The organism is Telluria sp. GW821-FHT07G12, assembly GCF_059418525.1.
Map to the genome: position 1 here is coordinate 171,313 of NZ_JBWKQA010000006.1, position 21,932 is coordinate 193,244.

The following is a 21,932-nucleotide window of genomic DNA, read 5'->3' on the forward strand; positions in this document are numbered from 1 at the left end:
GGTTGTTGTCTCTTAGCGAGCCAGCGGCGCCGGGCTCAGTTGCTTGGCCTTCAGTTGCGCCTTCAGCTGCGACATCACGGACGCCGCCGCCTGCTCGCCGGCCAGCACGGCCAGGTTGCGGCCGTTGAAATCGGCGCTGCCCATGGTGCCCAGGGCCGGCGTGATGACGATGTCGGCATCCTTCAGCTCGTGCTGGTTGAGGCGCTGTCCCATGATGGTAAAGGTCTGCATCAGGACGTCAAGCGAACTGGCCGTTGCCTGGGCCTCGGTGGCGCTCGAGATGTTGACGGCGATAATGAACTCGGCGCCCATCTCCTTGGCGAAGCGCACCGGCACCGGCGCCACCAGGCCGCCGTCCACATAGGTCTTCCCCGCGATGCTGACCGGCTGGAACACGCTCGGCACCGCCGACGACGCACGCACCGCCTGACCGGTATTCCCGCGCCGGAACAGGATGGGCTGGCCGGTCTTCAGGTCGGTAGCCACCGCGCCAAAGGGGATCTTGAGCTTCTCGATAGGCTGGCCATGCACGGCCTTGTTGACGTAGGCCTGCAGCGCCTCCCCTTTCAGCACGCCCGAGGACTTGCTGAAGAAAGGCAGGGCCCAGTCCGAGATCGAAGCCTCGTCCATCTCCATGGCCATCTTCTGCAGGGTGAAGCCGTTGTAGCCGTAGGCGTACATCGAGCCGACCACCGAACCGGCGCTGGTGCCGACCACGATGTCGGGCACGATGCCCTGGGCTTCCAGGGCCTTGATCACGCCGATGTGGGCAAAGCCGCGCGCAGCGCCGCCGCCGAGGGCGAGGCCGATCTTGACTTTACGCGCCACCGGCTGCGGCGCCGGGACGGGCGCTGCGGCAATCTGGACGGGTGCTTGGGTGGGAGTGCTGCCGCAGGCGGCGAGCAGCAGGCTTGCGGCAAGGGCGGAAAGGAGGGAGCGTCGGGACGGCATGGATCCGGGTTCGATCGGTAAAGGACCGATTGTAACCCGAGTCCGGACCAGCCTGGCGTAGAGGAAGCTTAACCAGGCAGGGAGGTATTCGGCAGCGAGGCCGTAAACACGCTCCCCTTCCCCGCCTCCGAGCGGATCGTCAGCTTGCCGCCATGGCGCAGCAGCACGTGCTTGACGATCGCCAGCCCCAAACCCGTTCCCTGGGTTTCGCGCGAGCGGCTCTTGTCGACGCGGTAGAAGCGCTCGGTCAGGCGCGAGATGTGCTGCTCGTCGATGCCGATGCCGGTATCCGCCACCGCGAAGCGCAGGTCGTTCGGGCCGCGCGTCCAGGACAGCAGGATGCGCCCGCCCTCCGGCGTGTAGCGCACCGCATTGGTCGCCAGGTTGCCGAAGGCGCTGCGCAATTCATCCCAGCTGCCCATCACGTCCGGCCCCTCGACCGTGAACTCGATCTCGTGGCGGCCGTTCGACAGCGCGCGCGCATCGTTCGCCACCTGCTCCACCAGCGCGTGCACGTCGACGCGCTCGCGCTTGAGCGGGTACTCGTCGGACTCCAGACGCGACAGGGTCAGCATGTCCTCGATCAGGCGCTGCATGCGCTGGCCCTGCTCGGTCATCAGCTTCAGGTGGGCGACGCGGGTGCGTTCGTCCATGCCCGGGTCGGCCATCGCGATTTCGAGGAAGCCGACGATCACCGTCAGCGGCGTGCGCAGCTCGTGCGAGGCGTTGGCGATGAAGTCGCGGCGCATGGCTTCAATGCGCTCGGTCTCGGTGGCGTCGTGCGTCACCAGGATCTGCCGGCGGTTCTCGAAGGGGATGATCTGCACCACCAGCTTGCGGTTGCGGATCGCCAGCGTCAGCGGCTGCTCGTAGCGGCCGAGGATGATGTAGTCGATGAATTCCGGATGCCGGATCAGGTTCGTCACGCGGCGGCCCTTGTCCTTCTCGAGGGTCAGGCCCAGGTGGCGCTCGGCGGTCGGGTTGCACCATTCGAGGAAGAGCACGTCGTCCATGATCGCCACGCCTTCCGGCAGCAGATGCATGGCCTGGCGGAAGCGCGCCAGCCATTCGGCCAGCTCTTCCTGGTTGCGCTCGTCGTCGCGCCGCAGGCGGTACAGACGGGCGAACACGTCGGTCCAGGAACCCCAGCCGTCCGGCAGGCGGCTGCTGTGCGGATGGTGCAGCCACTCGCCCAGCTGGTGCAGGTAGGACAGCTGCACCACCAGCAGCGCCACCGTGATGAGCAGCGCCAGCGACAGCCCGGCCACCAGGCCGAACAGCCACCAGGCGATGCCGGCGGCGACGAACACGAGGCCCAGGCGCAGCAGCGCCGGCACCCAGAACAGCAGGTGCGGATGGACGCCGGACGGCATCGGCGTTTCGGTAACGGTATTTGCCTCGGGCGTGGCGTCGGGAGCGGCTTGCACTTACAACTCTTTCTCGGTCAGCATGTAGCCCACGCTGCGCACGGTCTTGATCAGCTTTTCGGCTTCCTTCAGGGCCTTGCGAAGACGCAGCACGTGGACGTCGACGGTGCGCTCCTCGACCGCCGAGGCGTCGCCCCAGACTTTATCGAGCAACTGGCTGCGCGAGAACACGCGCTCGCGGTGGGCCATCAGGAATTTGAGCAGACGGTATTCGGCATTGCCCATGTCGAGCTGGCGGCCGTCCAGGGTCACGGTGCAGCTGCCCGGATCGAGCACCACCGGCCCGGCGTTCAGCGGCGCCTCGGCCAGGTGGGGGCTCTTGCGCCGCAACAGGGCCTTGGCGCGCGCCAGCAGCTCCTTCGGCGAAAAGGGCTTGGTGACGTAATCGTCGGCGCCCGTGTTCAGGCCGGCGATCTTGTCCTCTTCCATGCTCTTCGCGGTCAGCATGATGACGGGGATGTCCTGGAAGTCGCGGTCGCCGCGCAGGCGCGACAGCAGCCGCAGCCCGCTCTGGTCGGGCAGCATCCAGTCCAGCAGCAGCAGGTCCGGACGCCCGTGCACGATGGAGTCCCAGGCCGATGCCACGTTGGCGGCGGTGCGGATCTCCCAGCCGGTCTCGCGCAGGGAATAACTTACCAGCTCGACGATGGCCGGCTCATCCTCGACGATCAGGACGCTCGTGTTGGACGCCATCGACTCAGCCTTCCCCGTGGACGGCCGCGGCGGCAGGCTTGGAATGGCGGATGTCGCGCCCCTCGGCCACGTAGATCACGTATTCGGCGATGTTCTTGGCGTGGTCGCCGATGCGCTCGATGGCCTTGGCCACCCACAGCGTGTCCAGCGCCGACGAGATCGTGCGCGGGTCTTCCATCATGAAGGTGATCATGTTGCGCAGGATGGTGCGGAATTCGAAGTCGACCTCGTCGTCGCGCGCGATGATCTGCAGCGCGGTCTTGCCGTCCAGGCGCGCGAAGGCGTCGAGGGCGTCGTGCAGCATGTCGGCGGTGTTGCGCGAGATGGTGCGCACGATGTCGTAGTGGTTGAAGCTGACCATGCCGCGCTCGTGCAGGCTCTTGGCCGTGCGCGCGATCTTCGCGGCCTCGTCGCCGATGCGTTCGAGGTCGGTGATCACCTTGATGGTCGCCATCACGGTGCGCAGGTCGTTCGCGGCCGGCTGGCGGCGCACGATCAGGTGGCTGCAGGCGTCGTCCAGCTGGACTTCGAGCTGGTTCACGGCCTGGTCGTCCGCCATCACCTTGTCCGCCAGGTCGATATTACCGACGCGGAAGCAGTTCAGCGCCTCGTCGAACTGGGTTTCCACCATGCCGCCCATGAGCAGCACCTTGGAACGGATGGCTTCCAGTTCCTGGTCGTACTGCTTGGATGAATGCTCGCCTACCATGTCTCTGTTTCCTGTTCTATAAGGTTATCTTACCGCATCAGCCCGGATCAACCGAAGCGGCCAGTAATGTAGTCCTGAGTTTCTTTCTTGGCCGGATTCATGAACAGCTGGTCCGTCTCGCCGAATTCCACCAGCTCGCCCAGGTACATGTAGGCGGTGTAGTCCGAGCAGCGCGCGGCCTGCTGCATGTTGTGGGTCACGATGGCGATCGTGTAGTCGCCCTTCAGCTCGCTGATCAGTTCCTCGATCTTGGCGGTCGAGATCGGGTCCAGCGCCGAGGTCGGCTCGTCGAGCAGCAGCACGTCCGGCTTCACTGCAACCCCGCGCGCGATGCACAGGCGCTGCTGCTGGCCACCCGACAGCGACAGGCCGCTCTTGTTCAGCTTGTCCTTGACCTCGCCCCACAGGGCCGCCTTCTTCAGCGCCCATTCGACGCGCTCGTCCATCTCGCCCTTGGACAAATTCTCGTACAGGCGCACGCCGAAGGCGATGTTGTCGTACACCGACATCGGGAAGGGCGTCGGCTTCTGGAACACCATGCCGACCTTGGCGCGCAGCATGTTGACGTCCACGCCCGGCTCCAGGATGTTGCGGCCGCGGTAGAGGATGGAACCTTCGGCGCGCTGGCCGGGGTACAGGTCGTACATGCGGTTCAGGGTGCGCAGCAGGGTCGACTTGCCGCAGCCCGAGGGGCCGATGAAGGCCGTCACCTGCTTGTCGTGGATGTCGAGGCTGACGTTCTTCAGGCTCTTGGTCTTCCCGTAATAGAAGTCCAGGCCGGAGATCTCGATGGTCTTGGTCTTGGTCTTCGACACGGGGGCGTTCGCGGTAGCTTGGGTCATCATGATCGTCTGGGTCATGCTTGGATTATTGCGGGTTCTTTTGGCGGAACATGGTCCGCGACAGGATATTCAGGAGCAGCACGCTGAAGGTCACCAGCAGCGCGGCGCCCCAGGCGAGCGACTGCCAGTCTTCGTAGGGGCTCATGGCGAAGCGGTAGATCACCACCGGCAGGTTGGCCATCGGCTGGTTCATGTCGGCCGTGAAGAACTGGTTGTTCAGGGCCGTGAACAGCAGCGGCGCGGTCTCGCCCGAGATGCGGGCCACGGCCAGCAGCACGCCGGTCACGACGCCGGCCTTCACGGCGCGCAGGCGCACGGTGGTTGCCACCTTCCAGCGCGGCGCACCGAGCGCGAAGGCTGCTTCGAGCAGGCTGTTCGGCACCAGGTGCAGCATGTTGTCGGTGGTGCGCACGACCACCGGGATCGCGATCAGGGACAGCGCCAGCGTGCCGGCATAGCCCGAGAAGTGGCCCATGCGCGGCACCAGCAATGCGTAGACGAACAGGCCGATCACGATCGACGGCGCCGACAGCATGATGTCGGTGACGAAGCGTGTGACGGCGGCGAACTTGTTGTTCTGGCCGTACTCGGCCAGGTAGATGCCGGCCAGGATGCCGATCGGGGTGCTGACCAGGGTCGAGAAACCGACCATCAGCAGGCTGCCGACGATGGCGTTGCGGATGCCGCCTTCGCTGCCCGGCGCCGGGGTATCCAGCGAAAACAGGGTATGCGAGAGCGCGCCGAAGCCGTGCACCAGCAGGGTGAACAGGATCCAGGCGAGGAAGCCGAGGCCGATTGCCATGGCCAGCACCGACAGCGCGATACCGATGCGGTGACCGAGCAGGCGGCGCCTGTAGACGGGATTCATGACGCCTTCCATTACTTCACTCCTTCTTTGCGGGACATCCCCAGCAGCATCAGTTTGGCGGCCGACAGCACCACGAAGGTGATCGCGAACAGGATCAGGCCCAGTGCGAACAGCGAGGACACGTGCAGCGGCGTGCTGGCTTCGGCGAACTCGTTGGCCAGGGTCGAGGAAATCGAGTTGCCCGCGGCGAACAGCGACCACGAGAGTTCGTTGGCGTTGCCGATCACGAAGGTGACGGCCATGGTCTCGCCGAGCGCGCGGCCCAGGCCCAGCATGACACCGCCGACCACGCCGGTACGGGTGTAAGGCAGCACGATCTTGCGGACCACTTCCCACTTGGTGCAGCCGAGGCCGTACGCCGATTCCTTCAGCACCGCGGGGACGATCTCGAACACGTCGCGCATCACGGAAGCGATGAAGGGGATGATCATCACGGCCAGGATCAGGCCGGCGGTCAGGATGCCGAGGCCCATGGTCGGGCCCTGGAACAGCGGGCCAATCACGGGAAGGACGCCGAGGGTCTTCTTCAGCAGCGGCTGGATGTGGTCGCCGAACATGGGCGCGAACACGAACAGGCCCCACATGCCGTAGATGATGGAGGGGACGCCGGCCAGCAGCTCGACCGCGGTGCCCATCGGGCGGCGCAGCCAGGCTGGGCAGATCTCGGTCAGGAACAGGGCGATGCCGAAGCTGATCGGCACCGCCACCAGCAGCGCGATCAGCGAGGTCGCCAGGGTGCCGGTGATGGCGATCAGGGCGCCGAACTGGTCGTTGACCGGGTCCCACTCGTTGCGGGCGATGAAGCCCGCGCCGAATTCGCGGAAGGCCGGGGCCGCGCCGATGGCCAGCGAGACGATGATCCCGACCAGCACCACCAGCACCGAGGCCGCGAACAGCAGTGTGATCTTGTGGAAGAAGAAATCCTGGATGCGCTGGTTGCGCATGGTGTTGCGCAGCCGCGCCTGGCTGGCCTCGTCGAACAGGGCCTGCTTGGCGGCTTCGTCTGCAGCCTCGTTGGAGACCGCGGCGGTGTGTGCGCTCATATCGTTATTCAATTTATTACCTGCAAGCAAAATGCGCCGCCCCACCCTCCCGACCACTCGCCGGGAGAGTGGGAGCTGCGCTACCCACGTTTTGGGTGATGCTCAATTACCAGATCGCCTTGCCCGAAGCGTCTTTCAAGTTGGCCTTCCAGGCATCCTGCACCAGCTTGGTAACCGCGTCAGGCATGGGCACGTAGTCCAGCTCGGTTGCAGCGGCGTCGCCGTTCTTGAAGGCGTAGTCGAAGAACTTCAGGACTTCCTTGCCCTTGGCGGCGTCTTCCTGGGTCTTGTGCACCAGGATGTAGGACACGCCGGTGATCGGCCATGCCGCCTTGCCCGGCTGGTCGGTCAGGACCACCGAGAAGCCCGGGGTCTTGGCCCAGTCGGCGTTGGCGGCGGCGGCCTTGAAGTTGTCGTCATCCGGCTGCAGGAACACGCCGTCGCGGTTCTTCAGCTGGGTGTGGCTCATCTTGTTCTTCTTCGCGTAGGCCCACTCGACGTAGCCGATCGAGCCCTTGATGCGCTGGACGTTGGCGGCGACGCCGTCATTGCCCTTGCCGCCCACGCCGGTGGCCCACTTGACCGCGGTGCCGGCGCCGATCTTCGATTTGAATTCCGGGTTGGTCTTCGACAGGTAGTCGGTGAACAGGAAGGAGGTGCCCGAGCTGTCGGCGCGGTGCACGACGGTGATGTCTTCGGCCGGCAGCTTGACGCCCGGGTTCAGGGCGGCGATCGCCTGGTCGTTCCACTTGGTGATCTTGCCCAGGTAGATGTCGGCGACGACGGGGCCGGTCAGCTTCAGCTGGCCCGGTGCGATGCCGTCCAGGTTGACGACCGTAACCACGCCGCCCATGATGGCCGGGAACTGGAACAGGCCTGCCTGGTTCAGTTCATCAGCCGGCAGCGGCATGTCGGACGCGCCGAATTCCACCGTCTTGGCCTTGATCTGCTTGATGCCGGCGCCCGAGCCGACCGATTGGTAGTTGAGGCCGTTGCCGGTGGCCTTCTTGTACATCTCCGCCCACTTGGCGTAGATCGGGTACGGGAAGGTAGCGCCCGCACCGGTGATGTCCGCAGCCAGCGTCGCGGTGCTCGCGAAGGCGGCCGAGGTGCCGATGATCAGGGTTGCCAGCAGTTGCTTCATGCGCATATCAGGTCCTTGTTGTACTTTGGTTAAGGGTGGTGACGCGGTGTTAATGCTGCGCAGTGTAGTGAGCAAATATGACGGCTTTATGACATGGTTTTCTTGATCATGTCGCGGGCATTTTATGCATGTCATATAAGTGACGGCGCACTGTAACAATGCCGGGCCTGCCTGCTTTTTCGCCTTACGGAACAGGGGAAAAAGTATCTTGTAAATACCTGACCATCTGCTACGGTGAAGATGTGGAGGCGGAATGGAGGACCGATACAGCGTGTGCATGCCTCGCTCTCAAAAGCGTGCGGGACGAATTGGGGGGACTCGCCAAACGGCGTTTGAAGTCCATGTTAGGTTTGATCGTTACAGGGGTGCTGGCAGGCATCGCCGGGCTTGTGCTCTTCGAGGCTGTTTGCGAAGGCCACGGATGCTCGGAAAAATTGCGGGACCGCTATCACGAATAGCGTATATGGCATTTAGCCAAATTGAAAAAGCGGCGAGGCCCTCAGGGCGCTCGCCGCTTTCGCTTGCATCGTCGGTTTGTCTGGTGCTCAGCGCAGGAAGCGCGAGAGCTGGGTCATGGCCGTCAAGTCCAGGTTGAGGAACTGGAAGCCGACCTTGAATTCGCCGCCGCCGAAGATGCAGTAAACCACCTTCGCCCGGGCCGCGATCGGGACCAGCTTGCCTTCGACCAGCAGGTCGAAGCTCACCTGCCCCGTCTGTCCCACCTGCAAGGGACTCTGCACCGCAACGCTGACGCCGTTGGCGCCCACATCCGCGGTCTTCCCGAGCACGGGCCCCTGGCCCTCCATCGCGAGGAGCGCCTTCACTTTCACAATCTTGCGCGCGGACTGCCTTTGATCTGTCATTACACCTTGCCTTTGTGGTACCAATATCGAACAAACCACAAATTATAAGGGTTCAGTCAAGTTCGCGCAGCTTGTTGAAGGCCTCGTCGATCCGTTCGACGGCAACGATGGTCATGCCCTCGATCGGCTGCTTCGGCACGTTCGATTTCGGGATCACGGCCACCGAGAAGCCCAGCTTGGCGGCTTCGCGCAAGCGTTCCTGGCCACGCGGCGCCGGGCGGATCTCGCCGGCCAGGCCGACTTCGCCGAACACCACCAGGCCGCGCGGCAAGGGCTTGCTGCGCATCGACGAATTAATGGCAAGCAGCACCGCAAGGTCGGCCGCCGGTTCGGTGATCTTCACGCCGCCCACCGCATTGATGAACACGTCCTGGTCGAAGGCGGCGATGCCGGCATGGCGGTGCAGCACCGCCAGCAGCATTGCCAGGCGGTTCTGTTCCAGGCCGACCGACAGCCGGCGCGCATTCGGCAAGTGGCTGGTGTCGACCAGGGCCTGGATCTCGACCAGCAGCGGGCGCGTGCCCTCCTGGGTCACCATCACGCAGGAGCCGGGCACCTGGCTGTCGTGTTGCGACAAAAACAAGGCCGACGGGTTCGACACCCCTTTCAGTCCCTTTTCCGTCATCGCGAACACACCCAGCTCGTTGACGGCGCCGAAACGGTTCTTGATCGCCCGCACCAGGCGGAAGCTGCTCTGCGTATCGCCTTCGAAGTACAGCACGGTATCGACGATGTGCTCGAGCACGCGCGGACCGGCCAGCGATCCTTCTTTCGTCACGTGGCCGACCAGGATGATGGTGACGCCGGTCTGCTTGGCGACCCGGGTCAGCTGCGCCGCGCACTCGCGCACCTGGGACACCGAACCCGGCGCCGAGGTCAGCGCGTCCGAGTACAGGGTCTGGATCGAGTCGATCACGCAGACGTCGGGCTTGACGTCGGCAATGGTGCCGAGGATCTTCTCGAGCTGGATCTCGGCCTGCAGCTTCAATTCCTTCGCCTCGACCTGCAGCCGGCGCGCGCGCAGGGCGATCTGGGCGCCCGATTCTTCGCCCGATACATAGAGCGTGTTGCGGGTGGTGGCGAGGTTGGCCAGCGCCTGCAGCAGCAGGGTCGACTTGCCGATGCCGGGGTCGCCGCCGATCAGCACCACGCCGCCGGCGACCAGGCCGCCGCCCAGCACGCGGTCGAATTCCTCGATGCCGGTGCCGAAGCGCGGCACGTCGATCGCCTCGATGTCGGCCAGCGACAGCACCGGCGCGGTCTGCGCCAGGCTTTTATGCATGCCGGGTGTCTGCGACATCCGGTTCAGGCCGGCGGACTCGACCTGCTCGGTCATGGTATTCCATGCCTTGCAGTCGCCGCACTGGCCGGTCCAGCGGCTCGCCACGGAGCCGCAATCGTTGCAGACGAAACTGGTTCGGGATTTTGCCATTGCTATTTATTAGTTCATTTAAATTAGAGCGCCCGAGAAAGCCCCCGGGGCAAGGCGCATCGCCGCAGTGGCGGACCACGAAGACAGTACTTTAGTACGGCGAGACGATGCAACGCCGCCATGGTGGGTTTATCGGGTGCTCTTAGTCGGTGCCTACGCGGCCTTCGGCTACCCGCACGCGCGGCGCCAGGGCGCACATCAATTCGTAGCCGATCGTGCCGGCGCTGTTCGCCACCTCGTCGATCGGCAGGCCGTCGCCCCACAGGGTCACCTTGCTGCCCACGCGGGCGTTGGCGACCGGGCTCAGGTCGACGGTCATCATGTCCATCGAGACGCGGCCGACCAGCCGGGTCTTCACGCCGTCCACCAGCACCGGCGTGCCCTGCTCGGCGTGGCGCGGGTAGCCGTCGGCATAGCCGCAAGCCACTACGCCCACCGTCATCGGCCCTGGCGCCTCGAAGCGGCTGCCGTAGCCGACCGTATCGCCCTTCTGCAGCTGCTGGATGCCGATGATCTCGGATTTCAGGGTCATGGTCGGCAGCAGGCCGTATTCGCGCGCCGTGACACCGCCGCCCGGGGTGCCGCCGTACAGCATCACGCCGGGACGGACCCAGTCATTATGCAGCTCTTTGGACAGGGCCGCCTGGTGCAGCACGCCGCCGGAATTCGACAGGCTGCGCTGGCCCTCCAGGCCCTGGGCGCCTTCGCGGAAGCGGCGCACCTGCTCCGCGATCGACAGGCGCGGGTTTTGCAGCTCGTCGGCGTTGGCGAAGTGCGTCATCAGCGTGATGTTGCGGATGCCGGGGATCGCCCGCAGGCGTTTATAGGCCGCCGCGTACTCGTCAGGGCGGAAGCCGAGCCGGTTCATCCCCGTGTTCATCTTCAGGTGCACGTCGATCGGGCGGTAGAGCTGAGTGTATTCCAGCACCTTGATCTGCTCGAGGCAATGGACCGTGCTATTAATACTGTGCTCGGCCAGCAGCGGCACGTCGGCCGCGTCGAAGATTCCCTCTAATAAGAGAATCGGCTTCACCCAGCCCAGTTCGCGCAGGCGCAGGGCGTTTTCGGTCTCGATCAGGGCCAGGCCGTCGGCCTGCACAAAGCCACGCATGCCGCGCTCCAGGCCATGACCGTAGGCATTCGCCTTGACCACCGCCCACACCTTGGCCGTCGGCGCGCAGGCGCGGGCCTTGGCCAGGTTGTGCTGCATGGCGTCGGGATGGATGATCGCGTGGAGGGGACGTGGCATGGGCGTAAGATGGGGGCTCAACTGGCGAAAGTAAGTACTATTTTAGCGCCAGCTGTTGAAATGGCGTATTGTCGATTTCTTTGGCCCGGCGGCCTTTCATGGTATAAAGCAACCCACACTGTTTTTAGAACGTCTCGAATGAAGCGTGGTTTTTATACCATCATGGCGGCGCAATTCTTCTCGTCGCTGGCAGATAATGCACTGATTTTTGTTGCGATCGGTCTGCTGACGGCGATGAAAGCCCCACCCTCGCTGACGCCCCTGTTGAAGCTGTCGTTCGTGCTGTTCTACGTCCTGCTGGCTGCATTCGTCGGGGCGTTCGCCGACTCGATGCCCAAGGGCCGCGTCATGTTCATCGCCAACCTGATCAAGGTGTTCGGCTGCTGCCTGATCTTCTTCGGCGTCCATCCGCTGATCGCCTGTGCCGTGGTCGGCTTCGGCGCGGCCGTGTACTCGCCGGCCAAGTACGGCATCCTGACCGAGTTGCTGCCGGCCGAAAAGCTGGTCGCCGCGAATGGCTGGATCGAAGGCCTGACCGTCATGTCCATCATCCTCGGCGCCGTGATCGGCGGCGCGCTGGTGGGCCCGCACGTCAGCGGCTGGCTGATGACGCTGGACTTCCCCGTCATCGACACCGGCATCGACACCCCGGTCAAGGCTTCGCTGGCGGTGCTGATCGTCGTCTACGCCGTGGCGGCGCTGTTCAACCTGCGCATTCCGGACACGGGCGCGCGCTACGAGCACCAGGAACGCAATCCGGTCAAGCTGATCGCCGACTTTGCCGAATGCTCGGCCACGCTGTGGAAGGACAAGCTGGGACAGATCTCGCTGGCGGTGACGACCCTGTTCTGGGGCGCCGGCGCGGCCCTGCAGCTGATCGTGCTGGAATGGGCGAAGCGCTCCTTGCACATGCCCTTCGACAAGGCATCGAGCCTGATCGGCGTGGTGGCGATCGGCGTCGCGGTTGGCGCGGCAATGGCCGCCAAGATGATCCCGCTGCGCAAATCGCTGACCGTGATCCCGCTCGGCATCATCATGGGCATCGTGGTGATGGGCATGACCCTGGTGTATTCGGTGACCGTCGCCGTGCCGCTGCTCCTGCTGATCGGCCTGCTGTCCGGCTTCTTCGTGGTGCCGATGAACGCCCTGCTGCAGCACCGCGGCCACGTCCTGATGAGCGCCGGCCACTCGATCGCCGTGCAGAACTTCAACGAGAACCTGTCGATCCTGACCCTGATGGCCGTCTATGCCATCATGATCACGCTGCACCTGGACCTGAACGTCATCATCGTCCTGTTCGGCTTCGCCCTCGCCGGCCTGATGTACCTGATCGGCCGCCGCCACGCCGCCAACCAGCGCGAGCACGACTCGCTGGCGCTGATCGGCGAGCACAAGCACTAAATTCGGGGTCAGAGCACTTTTTTGGGTAATTGCCCTCCCAGGTGCTCTGTCCAACCGATCTGAAATTTTCTTTCATTTTTGAAACCGTTTTGACAGAATCTTTCAAAACGCGTGTCTCTGCCTGCGAACTTGCGTCCGCGCGGCTATTTCTTCAAAAAGTGGTCTGACCCCGAATTACCGAGAGTTCAGGGGTGCAGGCGGGCGCCGGCGCGTTCGCGCCAGTCGTCGGGGACGATGAAGCCGCGCTCGGTTTCGACGATGCTGCCCGGCTCTTCCCGCACCGCCGCAACCAGCACCGGCGAATCCGATGCCGCGAAATGGTCGGCCAGCTCGGCGAGCAGCTGGGCGCGATCCAGCATCCAGGTGGCGGACGAGGCGCGGAAAGGCTGCAGCCATTGCAGGCGCGGCAGGATCAGGAAGCGGTCTTCGTCCATCTGCCCGAGCTCGGACAGCGAACACCAGAAACCGCGGCAGTGGCCGGCCGCGATGCCATCCATCGCGAAGTAGGTTCCGGCCGGGTAGAACAGCCAGCCTTTCACGAGCGCCTTCGCGCTCACCACCGGCCGAGGCAGCACCTCTTGGGCGGCCGGATGGGATCCGAGCTGCAGCTGGCGCTCGAACACCTTGCGCATCTTGCGGCCCAGGCTATCGGCCAGGTTGGGGCCGACGAAGCTGTCGAAGCTGGCCGCGATGTTGCCGTGGACCTCAGCCTGCAGCAGATAGAACTTGGTGGCGAACTCGATGTGCTCGACGCCATCCGGGCCGGCATCCAGCAGGAAGTCGAATTCGCCGACGGTGTCGTCGCGCGCGGCCCGCACCTGCAGGCCGTGGGCGACCAGCCTGCCCTGCTCGGCGAAATAGAAGGCCATCAGCTTTTCGGCGTACAGGCCGAGGCGGGTAGTCATCTTGGCGCCCAGCGCAGCGTCGAGCGCGGACGGATCCTGGTCCAGCGCCGCCAGCCAGCGCTCGGTCTCGGGCGTCATCGGCCCCAGCGTGGCGATGCGCCCTTCCCAGTGCGGATCGTGGATGTCGAGCAGGTCGGGCGCGTCCAGCAGCCAGGCCAGGGCCCGCACCCGGGCGCGCCGCAGGTGGCCCCAGCGGCGCTCGAAATAGGACTGGTAGTTGTCAGCCGCGTCCCGCACCGTGGGTTCCAACGCCGGTTCCGCCGGCGGCGCGCGCCCGGCACAAATCGGCCCAGGCCAGCGCCTTGTCGCCGCCGCGCCGCAGCAGCTCGCCCGGATGCTGGGTCGCCACCAGGGTCGCCGGGGCGCTTTGCAGCGGATAGGCCTTGCCGCGCACGCCGGCCAGCGGCTCCGCCAGCGGACGTCCCAGCAGGGTGTTGGCGGCGATCTGGCCAAGGGTCAGCACGGTGCCGGCTCCGCTCAGGACCAGCTCGCGTTCCAGGTAAGGACGGCAGGCCGCCGCTTCCTCGGCCGTGGGCGCGCGCTCGCCGCCGCCCGGCGTGGTCGGTCGGCACTTGATCAGATTGGTGATGTAGACATCGCGCTCGCGCGACAGCTCCACCGCGGCCAGCATGTTGTCCAGCAGCTTGCCGGGGTCGCCCGCCAGCGGGATGCGGGCCTTCTCGTCGGCGGCCGTGGAGGCGCCGGCCGCCACCAGCCAGCGCGCCGTCTTCGATCCCGTGCCCGGCACCGGCGCACGGCCGTCGCGGCAGGCACTGCAGCGGCGGCAGGCGGCGATCGCCAGGGCAAGCTGGTCCCAGTCCATTTGCGCGATTTCTTCCGGCGTGGCCTCGGCCGGCAGCGCGGCGTCGTCCCAGGCCAGGTCTTCGGGCGGCACCGGCGCCAGCGCCGATACCGATTGCGCGACCGGCTGCAGCGGGCGCGGACCCGGCACAGCTTCGCGCGGCGGCGGCGCGGCAGGCATAGCCGCTGCAGGCGCCGCCGTCACAACAGGTGCCTGGCCCTCGCCGAATGCATCGCCGGCCACGTCGTCGTGCGCAACCACGCCAAGCGCAGCCACGTCATCAACCGCTTCGACCACTGCAGCCGCATCGGCCACGACAGCCGGCGCATCCCGCAAAGTCCACAGCGGCGTAATCCCCATCTCCGCCAGGAAGACAGCATCGCGCTCGGCGAATCCGTTCATAGTGCATACCTCATCACGATCGCATCCTCGCGCTTGCCCTCATGGGCTGGATAATACCCCTTGCGGCGCCCGATCTGCGTATAACCATAGCGCTCGTACACCTGCAGCGCGCGTTCGTTCGACGGCCGCACCTCCAGCAGGATCGACTCCATGCCCATCGCCCGCGCACGCGCCGCGATGCGGTCCAGCAGGAAGCGTCCGAGGCCGGTACCATGGCGCGCGCCGCTGACGGCGACGTCCAGCAGATGCGCCTCGTCCACCGCGTACATCACCAGGAAGTAGCCGGCGAGCGCGCCCTCGTCCGGCTCGCGCAGCACCCACGCATCGTAGCCGCTGGCCAGCGAATCGACGAAGTTGGCGCGGCTCCAGGGATGCGGGAACACGCTCTGCTCGAGCGCGTACACCTCGTCGATGTCGGCGACGACCATCCGCCGCAGCGCCAGCCCCACCTGTTCCAGCGATGCCGCCATCAGCCGCCCGCCTTGGCCGCGTTGATCGCCTGGCGCTCGGCGCTCGTATAGGCGACCTTGTTGCGCAGGTAGAGAGGCTGGGCCTGGTCGGCCGGAACCGCAAGACCGGCGGCCAGCGCGGCGACGCCCAGCACGGCCATGTCGCGTGCGTGCGGCAGCATGTCGCCGATGGCGTTCGCGGCGAAATCCTTGCCCGCAAAGGCTTCCAAATAGGCGGCGAAGCCGTTGCCGCAGGCGGCCAGGCCGGGAACAGGCTGCGGCGACACGTCCTGCGGCGCGCTCAGGGCTGGCTCGCAAACCGCCGTCCAGGCGCCGTCCGCGTAACGGTATTGCGCCCAGTAGACCTCGCCCATGCGCGCATCCAGCACCGCCAGCACCTCGGTGGCCCCGGCGCGCGCGCGGCAGGCTTCGGCCAGCGCTTCCAGCGTCACCATCGGCAGCACCGGCAGGCCGGCGCCGAAGGCCAGGCCCTGGGCCACGCCGCAAGCCGTGCGCACGCCGGTGAAGGAGCCGGGACCGGCGCCGAAGGCGATGGCGTCGCAGTCGGCCAGCTTGACGCCGGCCTCGCGCAGCAGTTCCTGCACCATCGGCAGCACGGATTGCGAATGGGTGCGCACGCCGGCCGTTTCGCGGGAAAGGACGGTGGCGGATGCAGCTGCCGGCGTGGCGGCGCTATTGAACAGCGCGCACGAGGCCAGCTCGGACGAGGTTTCGATGGCAAGGATGATAGGCATGCCGTATTTTAACCCGTGGCGCCTGCCGGCCAAAAGCCGTAAAATCCGGCCCATGCCTAGTCTGTTACTCGAGTCCGACAACCGCGACCAGCTCGCCGCCGCCCTGGATGGCGAGGCTTGGGTCGTCGCCTGCCTGTGCGCCGCCTGGTGCGGCACCTGCTCGTCCTACCGCGCCGCCTTCGAGGGCCTGGCCGCGCGCCACCCGGACAAGACCTTCGTCTGGATCGACATCGAAGACCAGGCCGACGTGGTCGGCGACCTCGACGTCGAGAACTTCCCTACCCTGCTGATGCAGCGCGGCGACCGGGTCGCCTTCTTCGGCACCATGCTGCCGGATGCGAACGTGGCCGACCGCCTGGTGCAGGCGCAGGCGGCGCTGCCGGACGAGGAGCTGGCACGCCTGGCTTCCTCGAGCGAGGAGCGGCGTGGCTGGCAGCGGAATGCCAATCTGCGCACCCTGCTGGCCAAGGCCGACTCTTAAGCCAGGCGCAGCGGCAGGCTGCGCAGCCGCTGCCCGGTCAACTTGAACACCGCGCTCGCCACCGCCGGCGCCACCGGCGGCACGGCCGGCTCGCCCATGCCCTCGGGCGGCTCCATGCTCGGGATGATCACGGTCTCGACCAGCGGCGCCTCGTTCATCCGCAACACCGGATAATCGCCGAAGTTGGTCTGCTGGACCTGCCCGTCCTTCAAAGTGATCTCGCCGCCCAGCGCCGCCGACAGCCCGAACACGACCGCCGACTCCACCTGCTGCGCCACGATGTTCGGGTTCACGACGATGCCGCAATCGACCGCGCACACCACGCGGTGCACGCGGATCTGCTTGTCCGTCACCGACACCTCGGCCACCTGCGCCACGATGGTGCCGAAGGACTGGTGCACCGCCACCCCGTGCGCCCGCCCTTCCGGCGCGCTGCCGGCACGGGCCAGCGCCGCCTCCAGCACCGCCAGGTGGCGCGGATGCTCGCGCAGCAGTTCACGGCGCAGCGCCACCCCATCCTTGCCGGCCGCATGCGCGACCTCGTCCAGGAAGCCCTCCTTGAAGAAGGCATTGTGCGAATGGCCGACCGAGCGCCAGTAGCCGATCGCCACCGGGCTGTCCGCGATCACGTGGGCGATGCGGCGGTTCGGGATCGCGTACTGCATGTCGTACTCGCCCTCGGCCGTGGTCTTGTCCGGGCCGATGCCGGGCAGGCCCAGGTTGCGCGGGAAGTACTGGTGGCCGATGGCGCCGCTGACCGACTTGTTGTCCCAGGCGAGCAGATTGCCCTTGCCATCGAACTTGGCCGTGAAGCGCGCCAGCGCCTGCGGGCGGTAGGCGTCGTGCTGGACGTCGTCCTCGCGGGTCCAGATCAGCTGCACGGGCTGGCCGCTGAGCGCCTTCGCAATCGCCGCCGCCTGCGCCACCATGTCCGTTTCCAGGCGCCGCCCGAAGCCGCCGCCCAGCAGCATCAGGTCCAGCGAGACGTCGGCGCGGTCCACGCCGGCCACCCTGGCCGCCACTTCCACCGCCACGCTCGGCACCTGGGTCGAGGTCCACAGTTTCAGCTTGCCGTCCTTGAGCTGGGCCGTGCAGTTGATCGGCTCCATGGTGGCGTGGGCCAGGAAAGGCGCGCGGTACTCGGCATGGATGGTCTTCGACGCGCCCTGGACGTCCTGGCTGCCGCTCTCGAAATAGGTGAAGCCCGACTCGCTGTCGAGCAGCCTGGCAAAGTCGGCGAAGATCGCCTCGCTGGACAACCCGGCGTGCGGGCTGGCGCTCCAGGTGACCGGCAGCGCGGCCGCAGCCTGCTTCGCCTGCCACCAGGATTTCGCCACCACCGCGATGCCGGCGCCGGCGCCGGAATACTGCGGCAGTGCCGGGACCTCGACCACTTTCAGCACGCCCGGCATCGCCATGACTTTCGAGGCGTCGAAAGAAGAAACGCCCGCGCCCACCACGGGCGCCATGCGCACGGCCGCGTACAGCATCCCCGGCACGCGGGCATCGATGCCGAACAGCGCGCTGCCGTTCACCTTGGCCGGGCTGTCGCGTCGCGGCACCGGCTGGCCGATCAGGCGGAATTCGGACGGGGTTTTCAGGCGGACGTTGCTTGGTTCGATGTCGGCGCCGACCACCGCGGCACGCTCGGCCAGTTCGCCGTAAGCGAGGCGCCGGCCGTCCGGATGCAGCACGAAGCCGTCACGGGTCGTGAGCCGCGAAGCTTCAATCTTCCACCGTTCGGCCGCCGCGCGCACCAGCATCGCACGCGCCACCGCGCCCGCTTCGCGCATCGGCACCCAGGCATCCTTCACGCTGGTCGAACCGCCGGTGAACATCAGGCCGAGCTCTCGCCCGACCTTGGACATTACCCATTGCGCGCCCTGCTTGATGCTGCCGCGGTCGTCGGGGTGGAAAGGCAGGTTTTCGCGCAGCACCGTCAGGTTGCCGAAGATCTTGTCGATCGGGGCCTGCGAGATGCGCACGTTCGCCAGGGGCGCATCGAGTTCCTCGGCCAGCAGCATGGGCAGCGCGGTGTTCACGCCCTGCCCCATCTCGCTGCGCGGGACCACCACCGAGACGGTGCCGTCGCGCGCGATCGCAACCCAGCCGTTGAGGGCGACGGCGCCCGCTTCCACGGCCAGCGGGCTGGCGCCGCGCAGGCGCTGGCGCGGCGGCGCGAGGCCCCAGCCGACCACCAGCACCCCGCTGGCAGCGAGGCCGCCCAGCAGGAAGCGGCGGCGTCCGCGCGCCGGCTTGTTACTCTTGTCCTGCTCCTGAATATTCGAGTCGCGCATTATTATTCTGTCCCCACTGTGCCAGCACTTGCTCCGGCGGCAAAGGCCGGGCATATAAGTATCCTTGCGCGCGACGGCAGCCGTGCCGCAGCAGGAAGGCCGCTTGTTCGGCCGTCTCCACGCCCTCCGCGATCACCGCCAGGTTCATGCTCTTCCCGAGCTGGATGATGGCGATGGCGATCGCTTCCTCATTGTCCTTATTAATCGCATCGGTCGAGATGTCCCGGATGAAGCTGCGGTCGATCTTCAGGGTCTGCACCGGCAGCTGCTTCAGATACGCCAGCGAGGAATAACCGGTGCCGAAATCGTCGATCGCCAGTTCGACGCCGATCGCGTGCAAATCGTTAATATACTGCATCGCGTCGCCGGTATTCATGATCACCGATTCGGTCACCTCGAGCTGCAGGCGGTGCGCCGGCAGATTGGTCTCGCGCAGTACCCGCTCGACGGTGGCGGCCAGGCCGCCGCGGTCGAACTGGCGGGCCGACAGGTTGACCGCGATCTTCGGCACGTACAGGCCGGCCAGGTCCCAGCAGATCATCTGGCGGCAGGCCTCCTCCAGCACCCAGCTGCCCAGCTGGTTGATGAAGCCGATGTCCTCGGCCAGCGGGATGAAGCGGTCCGGCCCGACGGCGCCCAGCTCCGGGCTGTTCCAGCGCACCAGGGCCTCGACCCCGATCAACAGGCCGCTGTCGATTTCGACCTGCGGCTGGTAGGCCAGCCAGATCTCGTTCTTCTCGATCGCGCGGCGCAGCAGCGCTTCCAGGCGCAGGCGCTCGACGCCCTCGCCATCCATCGACGGCGCGTAGAAGGCGTAGCCGTTGCGGCCGCGCGCCTTGGCCTGGTACATGGCCACGTCGGCGTTGCGGATCAGGACATTCAGGTCGCCGGCGTCCTGCGGGAACAGGCTGATGCCGACGCTGCCGGTGACGAACAGCTCGTAGCCGGACACCAGCACCGGCTGCTCGAACAGGCGCATCAGCTTTTCCGCCACCAGGCGCGCGCCGCGCTCGCCGTCCACGTCTTCGAGCAGCACGATGAATTCGTCGCCGCCCAGGCGCGCTAGGGTATCGCCGATGCGCAGGCAGCCGGAGAGCGACTTCGCGACCTGCTTGAGCAGCTCGTCGCCGACGTGGTGGCCGAGGGTGTCGTTGACGTTCTTGAAGCGGTCCAGGTCGATGAAGATCACGGCCAGCTGTTCGTTTGCGCGCGCCGCGCGCACCAGCGCGTGCTGAAGGCGGTCGTGGAACAGCAGGCGGTTCGGCAGGCCGGTGAGCGGATCGTGGTGGGCCAGGTGGTCGAGCTTTTCCTGCGACTCCTTCAGCTTGGTGATGTCACTGAACACGCAGACGTAATGCGTGACCGTGTCCTCGTCGTCGCGCACCGCCGACACCGTCAGCCACTCGAGATAGATTTCGCCGTTCTTGCGGGTGCTCCAGATCTCGCCGCGCCAGAAGCCAGTCTCGGCGAGGTCGCGCCACATGGCGTCGTAGAATTCCTGGTCCTGGCTCGCGCCGCGGGTCAGGTTCGATTGGGTGCCGATCGCCTCCATCTCGGTCCAGCCGGTGATCTGGGTGTAGGCCGGGTTGATGGCGACGATCCGGCCGTGCACGTCGATCACCATCACGCCGTCGGCGATGTGCTCCAGCACCGTGGCCGAGAGGCGCAGCGTTTCCTCGGCCTGGCGGCGCTGGGTGACGTCGGCGAACACCCAGATGCCGCCCGCGTCCTGGCGCTCCGGGTCGAGCGCGCGGCCGCTCGCCATGCACCAGAACAAGCTGCCGTCGCGGCGCCGGAACTGGCGCTCTTCGTGGAATTCGCTTCCCCTGGACAGCACCGGCACGCTGGTGCGCAAGGCATCCTCGCAGTCTTCCGGCGAGACGAACAGGGTCATGACGGAATCGCCGACGAGCTCGCCCTCGTCATAGCCGAACATCTCGTCGAAACGGCGGTTGGTCGAGACCACGCGCCGCTCGCGCACGTGCAAGATGCCGAACATGACCGAATCCAGCATCACGCCCTGCTCGGCCAGCAGCGCCTCGATGCGCATCTCATTGTGCTTGCGCTCGCTGATATCGGAGATCAGGCCGTCGACCCAGAACGCGGCATCACCGCCCTGCGCCACCGGCTGGCCGCTCTCCAGCACCCAGCGCTCGACGCCGTCGGCATCGACGATGCGGTACTCGATCTCGTAGGAGCGCCCGGCCAGCAGCGCTTCCTTGGCCAGGTGCCGGCGCATGCGGCGGTCTTCGGGGGCGACGAGGTCGGACCAGCGGTCGGTGGTGGCGTTCATGAACATGCGCGCCGGGTAGCCGGCGATGCCTTCGATGGCGTCGCTGACGAAATCGATGCTGCCGCCGGGACGGGCCCGGAACACTGCGCCCGGGACCTGGGTCACGATGGTGCGGAAGCGCTCCTCGCGCCGGCCGATGTCGGCGAACAGCTCGCGGATCGCGACCCGCATGCGATCCATCTGCGCGCCCAGGCGCCCCAGTTCGTCCTTCGAGGACAGCACCAGCGGGGTATCGAAGTCGCCGCGCGAGAGGCGGTCGGAAAAGCCGGTCAGGGCGCCCAGCGGCGCCAGCAGGCGGCGCTTGATCAGCAGCGCGATCAGCAGCAGCGACATGGCCAGCTGCACCGCCAGCACGCCGGCATAGCGCCACTGCTTGGCGCGCAGCTCCTGCTGGCTGCGGCTATCGTCCATCTCGACCAGCACGCGGCCGATCGGCTCGCCGTGCACGACCACGGTGCGCTCGGCGCGGAACACGCGGCCTTCGGGCGCGACGCCGGCATGCTCGTCGATGAAGTCGCCGTCGGCCTGGGCGCGCACCTGCACGTGCAGCACGGCCGGGTCGCGCATCACCGATTCGACCAGCGAGCGGGCGGCGTCGGCGTTCATGTTCCACAGCGATTCCTGCATGCCGAGGGCGAGGATGTCGGCGGTGCGCTGCAGGGTCTCGTCCAGGTTGGCGCGCGCAGCCTCGCGCTCCTGCACCCCGACCAGCAGATAGCTGCCCACCAGCGCCGGCACCACCAGGCCGCCGAACACGACCAGCAGCAGCGCGCCGTACAGCGAGCGCCCGTACAGGCGTAGCAGGCGCAACGGGAGGGCACGCTTGGCGAGGCTGGACATGAACCTGGATGCAGACATGGCGGGCAAGACGGGAGCGCCGGGAGGCGGTAGCTTTTTTTGTGAGTATTGGTTAGCTTCTGTTGACA

At 66.4% G+C, this 21,932-nt stretch carries 19 protein-coding genes; 2 read left to right on the top strand and 17 right to left on the bottom strand.

Going from position 1 to position 21,932, the window contains the following annotated elements; genetic code table 11:
* Positions 1 to 12: 12 nt before the first annotated feature.
* The 11 genes from AC07PE_RS21725 to alr form a co-directional block, all read right to left on the bottom strand.
* Positions 13 to 951, bottom strand: a complete 939-nt coding sequence (locus AC07PE_RS21725; RefSeq protein ID WP_498768347.1) for a patatin-like phospholipase family protein — start codon at positions 949 to 951, stop codon at positions 13 to 15.
* A 68-nt stretch (positions 952 to 1,019) separates the two neighbouring features.
* A complete protein-coding gene (gene phoR, locus AC07PE_RS21730) occupies positions 1,020 to 2,324 on the bottom strand; it encodes a phosphate regulon sensor histidine kinase PhoR (protein ID WP_498768589.1) in 1,305 nt (434 codons plus the stop codon).
* A gap of 54 nt (positions 2,325 to 2,378) precedes the next feature.
* Positions 2,379 to 3,071, bottom strand: coding sequence for a response regulator (locus AC07PE_RS21735; RefSeq protein ID WP_498768349.1), 693 nt, complete (start codon positions 3,069 to 3,071; stop codon positions 2,379 to 2,381).
* A gap of 4 nt (positions 3,072 to 3,075) precedes the next feature.
* The gene (gene phoU, locus AC07PE_RS21740) at positions 3,076 to 3,780 is read right to left on the bottom strand and encodes a phosphate signaling complex protein PhoU (protein WP_498768351.1); all 705 of its coding nucleotides are present in this window, start codon (positions 3,778 to 3,780) and stop codon (positions 3,076 to 3,078) included.
* 47 nt (positions 3,781 to 3,827) lie between these two features.
* Entirely contained in the window at positions 3,828 to 4,625 is a 798-nt protein-coding gene (gene pstB, locus AC07PE_RS21745; protein ID WP_498768591.1) for a phosphate ABC transporter ATP-binding protein PstB, read from the bottom strand.
* 22 nt (positions 4,626 to 4,647) lie between these two features.
* Positions 4,648 to 5,502: a phosphate ABC transporter permease PstA gene (pstA, locus tag AC07PE_RS21750; protein ID WP_498768353.1), complete on the bottom strand. Its 855-nt coding sequence runs from the start codon at positions 5,500 to 5,502 to the stop codon at positions 4,648 to 4,650.
* Positions 5,502 to 6,434 (bottom strand): phosphate ABC transporter permease subunit PstC, encoded by a 933-nt coding sequence (pstC, locus tag AC07PE_RS21755; protein WP_498768593.1) that lies wholly within the window; start codon positions 6,432 to 6,434, stop codon positions 5,502 to 5,504. The genes pstA and pstC overlap by 1 nt, the downstream gene beginning before the upstream one ends.
* Before the next feature lie 205 nt (positions 6,435 to 6,639).
* Positions 6,640 to 7,683 carry a phosphate ABC transporter substrate-binding protein PstS gene (gene pstS, locus AC07PE_RS21760; protein ID WP_498768356.1) on the bottom strand — a complete coding sequence of 348 codons (1,044 nt, stop codon included), beginning with the start codon at positions 7,681 to 7,683 and terminating at the stop codon, positions 6,640 to 6,642.
* 539 nt (positions 7,684 to 8,222) lie between these two features.
* Complete coding sequence (locus AC07PE_RS21765) at positions 8,223 to 8,540, bottom strand: PilZ domain-containing protein (protein ID WP_498768358.1); 318 nt, start codon at positions 8,538 to 8,540, stop codon at positions 8,223 to 8,225.
* Positions 8,541 to 8,592: 52 nt separating this feature from the next.
* Positions 8,593 to 9,972 (bottom strand): DNA repair protein RadA, encoded by a 1,380-nt coding sequence (gene radA / locus AC07PE_RS21770; protein ID WP_498768360.1) that lies wholly within the window; start codon positions 9,970 to 9,972, stop codon positions 8,593 to 8,595.
* A 142-nt stretch (positions 9,973 to 10,114) separates the two neighbouring features.
* Positions 10,115 to 11,221 carry an alanine racemase gene (gene alr / locus AC07PE_RS21775; protein ID WP_498768362.1) on the bottom strand — a complete coding sequence of 369 codons (1,107 nt, stop codon included), beginning with the start codon at positions 11,219 to 11,221 and terminating at the stop codon, positions 10,115 to 10,117.
* Between the two features lie 138 nt (positions 11,222 to 11,359).
* Here alr and lplT point away from each other — a divergent pair, with 138 nt between their 5' ends.
* Entirely contained in the window at positions 11,360 to 12,622 is a 1,263-nt protein-coding gene (gene lplT, locus AC07PE_RS21780; RefSeq protein WP_498768364.1) for a lysophospholipid transporter LplT, read from the top strand.
* Positions 12,623 to 12,807: 185 nt separating this feature from the next.
* Here lplT and AC07PE_RS21785 read toward each other — a convergent pair whose 3' ends face one another.
* Genes AC07PE_RS21785 through tsaB form a run of 4 tightly spaced genes read right to left on the bottom strand, consistent with a single transcriptional unit; the run spans position 12,808 to position 15,935 of the window.
* Entirely contained in the window at positions 12,808 to 13,764 is a 957-nt protein-coding gene (locus AC07PE_RS21785; RefSeq protein WP_498768366.1) for a DUF1853 family protein, read from the bottom strand.
* Entirely contained in the window at positions 13,748 to 14,731 is a 984-nt protein-coding gene (locus AC07PE_RS21790) for a uracil-DNA glycosylase (RefSeq protein WP_498768368.1), read from the bottom strand. Before AC07PE_RS21790 ends, AC07PE_RS21785 begins: the two co-directional genes overlap by 17 nt.
* Complete coding sequence (gene rimI, locus AC07PE_RS21795) at positions 14,728 to 15,201, bottom strand: ribosomal protein S18-alanine N-acetyltransferase (protein ID WP_498768370.1); 474 nt, start codon at positions 15,199 to 15,201, stop codon at positions 14,728 to 14,730. The genes AC07PE_RS21790 and rimI overlap by 4 nt, the downstream gene beginning before the upstream one ends.
* Entirely contained in the window at positions 15,201 to 15,935 is a 735-nt protein-coding gene (gene tsaB / locus AC07PE_RS21800; protein ID WP_498768372.1) for a tRNA (adenosine(37)-N6)-threonylcarbamoyltransferase complex dimerization subunit type 1 TsaB, read from the bottom strand. Before tsaB ends, rimI begins: the two co-directional genes overlap by 1 nt.
* 52 nt (positions 15,936 to 15,987) lie before the next feature.
* Here tsaB and AC07PE_RS21805 point away from each other — a divergent pair, with 52 nt between their 5' ends.
* Complete coding sequence (locus AC07PE_RS21805; protein WP_498768374.1) at positions 15,988 to 16,416, top strand: thioredoxin family protein; 429 nt, start codon at positions 15,988 to 15,990, stop codon at positions 16,414 to 16,416.
* On the opposite strand, the gene AC07PE_RS21810 is transcribed toward AC07PE_RS21805, so the two are convergent.
* Positions 16,413 to 18,713 (bottom strand): xanthine dehydrogenase family protein molybdopterin-binding subunit, encoded by a 2,301-nt coding sequence (locus tag AC07PE_RS21810; RefSeq protein ID WP_498768376.1) that lies wholly within the window; start codon positions 18,711 to 18,713, stop codon positions 16,413 to 16,415. The two genes, AC07PE_RS21805 and AC07PE_RS21810, sit on opposite strands and share 4 nt — an antisense overlap.
* Positions 18,676 to 21,846, bottom strand: coding sequence for an EAL domain-containing protein (locus AC07PE_RS21815; RefSeq protein ID WP_498768378.1), 3,171 nt, complete (start codon positions 21,844 to 21,846; stop codon positions 18,676 to 18,678). Before AC07PE_RS21815 ends, AC07PE_RS21810 begins: the two co-directional genes overlap by 38 nt.
* Between the last annotated feature and the right edge of the window lie 86 nt (positions 21,847 to 21,932).

Excerpts from the sequence above, each read along its gene's own strand:
- AC07PE_RS21725 (WP_498768347.1), bottom strand. The coding sequence starts at position 951 with ATGCCGTCCCGACGCTCCCTCCTTTCCGCCCTTGCCGCAAGCCTGCTG.
- phoR (WP_498768589.1), bottom strand. The coding sequence starts at position 2,324 with ATGCCGTCCGGCGTCCATCCGCACCTGCTGTTCTGGGTGCCGGCGCTG.
- AC07PE_RS21735 (WP_498768349.1), bottom strand. The coding sequence starts at position 3,071 with ATGGCGTCCAACACGAGCGTCCTGATCGTCGAGGATGAGCCGGCCATC.
- phoU (WP_498768351.1), bottom strand. The coding sequence starts at position 3,780 with ATGGTAGGCGAGCATTCATCCAAGCAGTACGACCAGGAACTGGAAGCC.
- pstB (WP_498768591.1), bottom strand. The coding sequence starts at position 4,625 with ATGATGACCCAAGCTACCGCGAACGCCCCCGTGTCGAAGACCAAGACC.
- pstA (WP_498768353.1), bottom strand. The coding sequence starts at position 5,502 with ATGGAAGGCGTCATGAATCCCGTCTACAGGCGCCGCCTGCTCGGTCAC.
- pstC (WP_498768593.1), bottom strand. The coding sequence starts at position 6,434 with ATGCGCAACCAGCGCATCCAGGATTTCTTCTTCCACAAGATCACACTG.
- pstS (WP_498768356.1), bottom strand. The coding sequence starts at position 7,683 with ATGCGCATGAAGCAACTGCTGGCAACCCTGATCATCGGCACCTCGGCC.
- AC07PE_RS21765 (WP_498768358.1), bottom strand. The coding sequence starts at position 8,540 with ATGACAGATCAAAGGCAGTCCGCGCGCAAGATTGTGAAAGTGAAGGCG.
- radA (WP_498768360.1), bottom strand. The coding sequence starts at position 9,972 with ATGGCAAAATCCCGAACCAGTTTCGTCTGCAACGATTGCGGCTCCGTG.
- alr (WP_498768362.1), bottom strand. The coding sequence starts at position 11,221 with ATGCCACGTCCCCTCCACGCGATCATCCATCCCGACGCCATGCAGCAC.
- lplT (WP_498768364.1), top strand. The coding sequence starts at position 11,360 with ATGAAGCGTGGTTTTTATACCATCATGGCGGCGCAATTCTTCTCGTCG.
- AC07PE_RS21790 (WP_498768368.1), bottom strand. The coding sequence starts at position 14,731 with ATGAACGGATTCGCCGAGCGCGATGCTGTCTTCCTGGCGGAGATGGGG.
- rimI (WP_498768370.1), bottom strand. The coding sequence starts at position 15,201 with ATGGCGGCATCGCTGGAACAGGTGGGGCTGGCGCTGCGGCGGATGGTC.
- tsaB (WP_498768372.1), bottom strand. The coding sequence starts at position 15,935 with ATGCCTATCATCCTTGCCATCGAAACCTCGTCCGAGCTGGCCTCGTGC.
- AC07PE_RS21805 (WP_498768374.1), top strand. The coding sequence starts at position 15,988 with ATGCCTAGTCTGTTACTCGAGTCCGACAACCGCGACCAGCTCGCCGCC.
- AC07PE_RS21810 (WP_498768376.1), bottom strand. The coding sequence starts at position 18,713 with ATGCGCGACTCGAATATTCAGGAGCAGGACAAGAGTAACAAGCCGGCG.
- AC07PE_RS21815 (WP_498768378.1), bottom strand. The coding sequence starts at position 21,846 with ATGTCCAGCCTCGCCAAGCGTGCCCTCCCGTTGCGCCTGCTACGCCTG.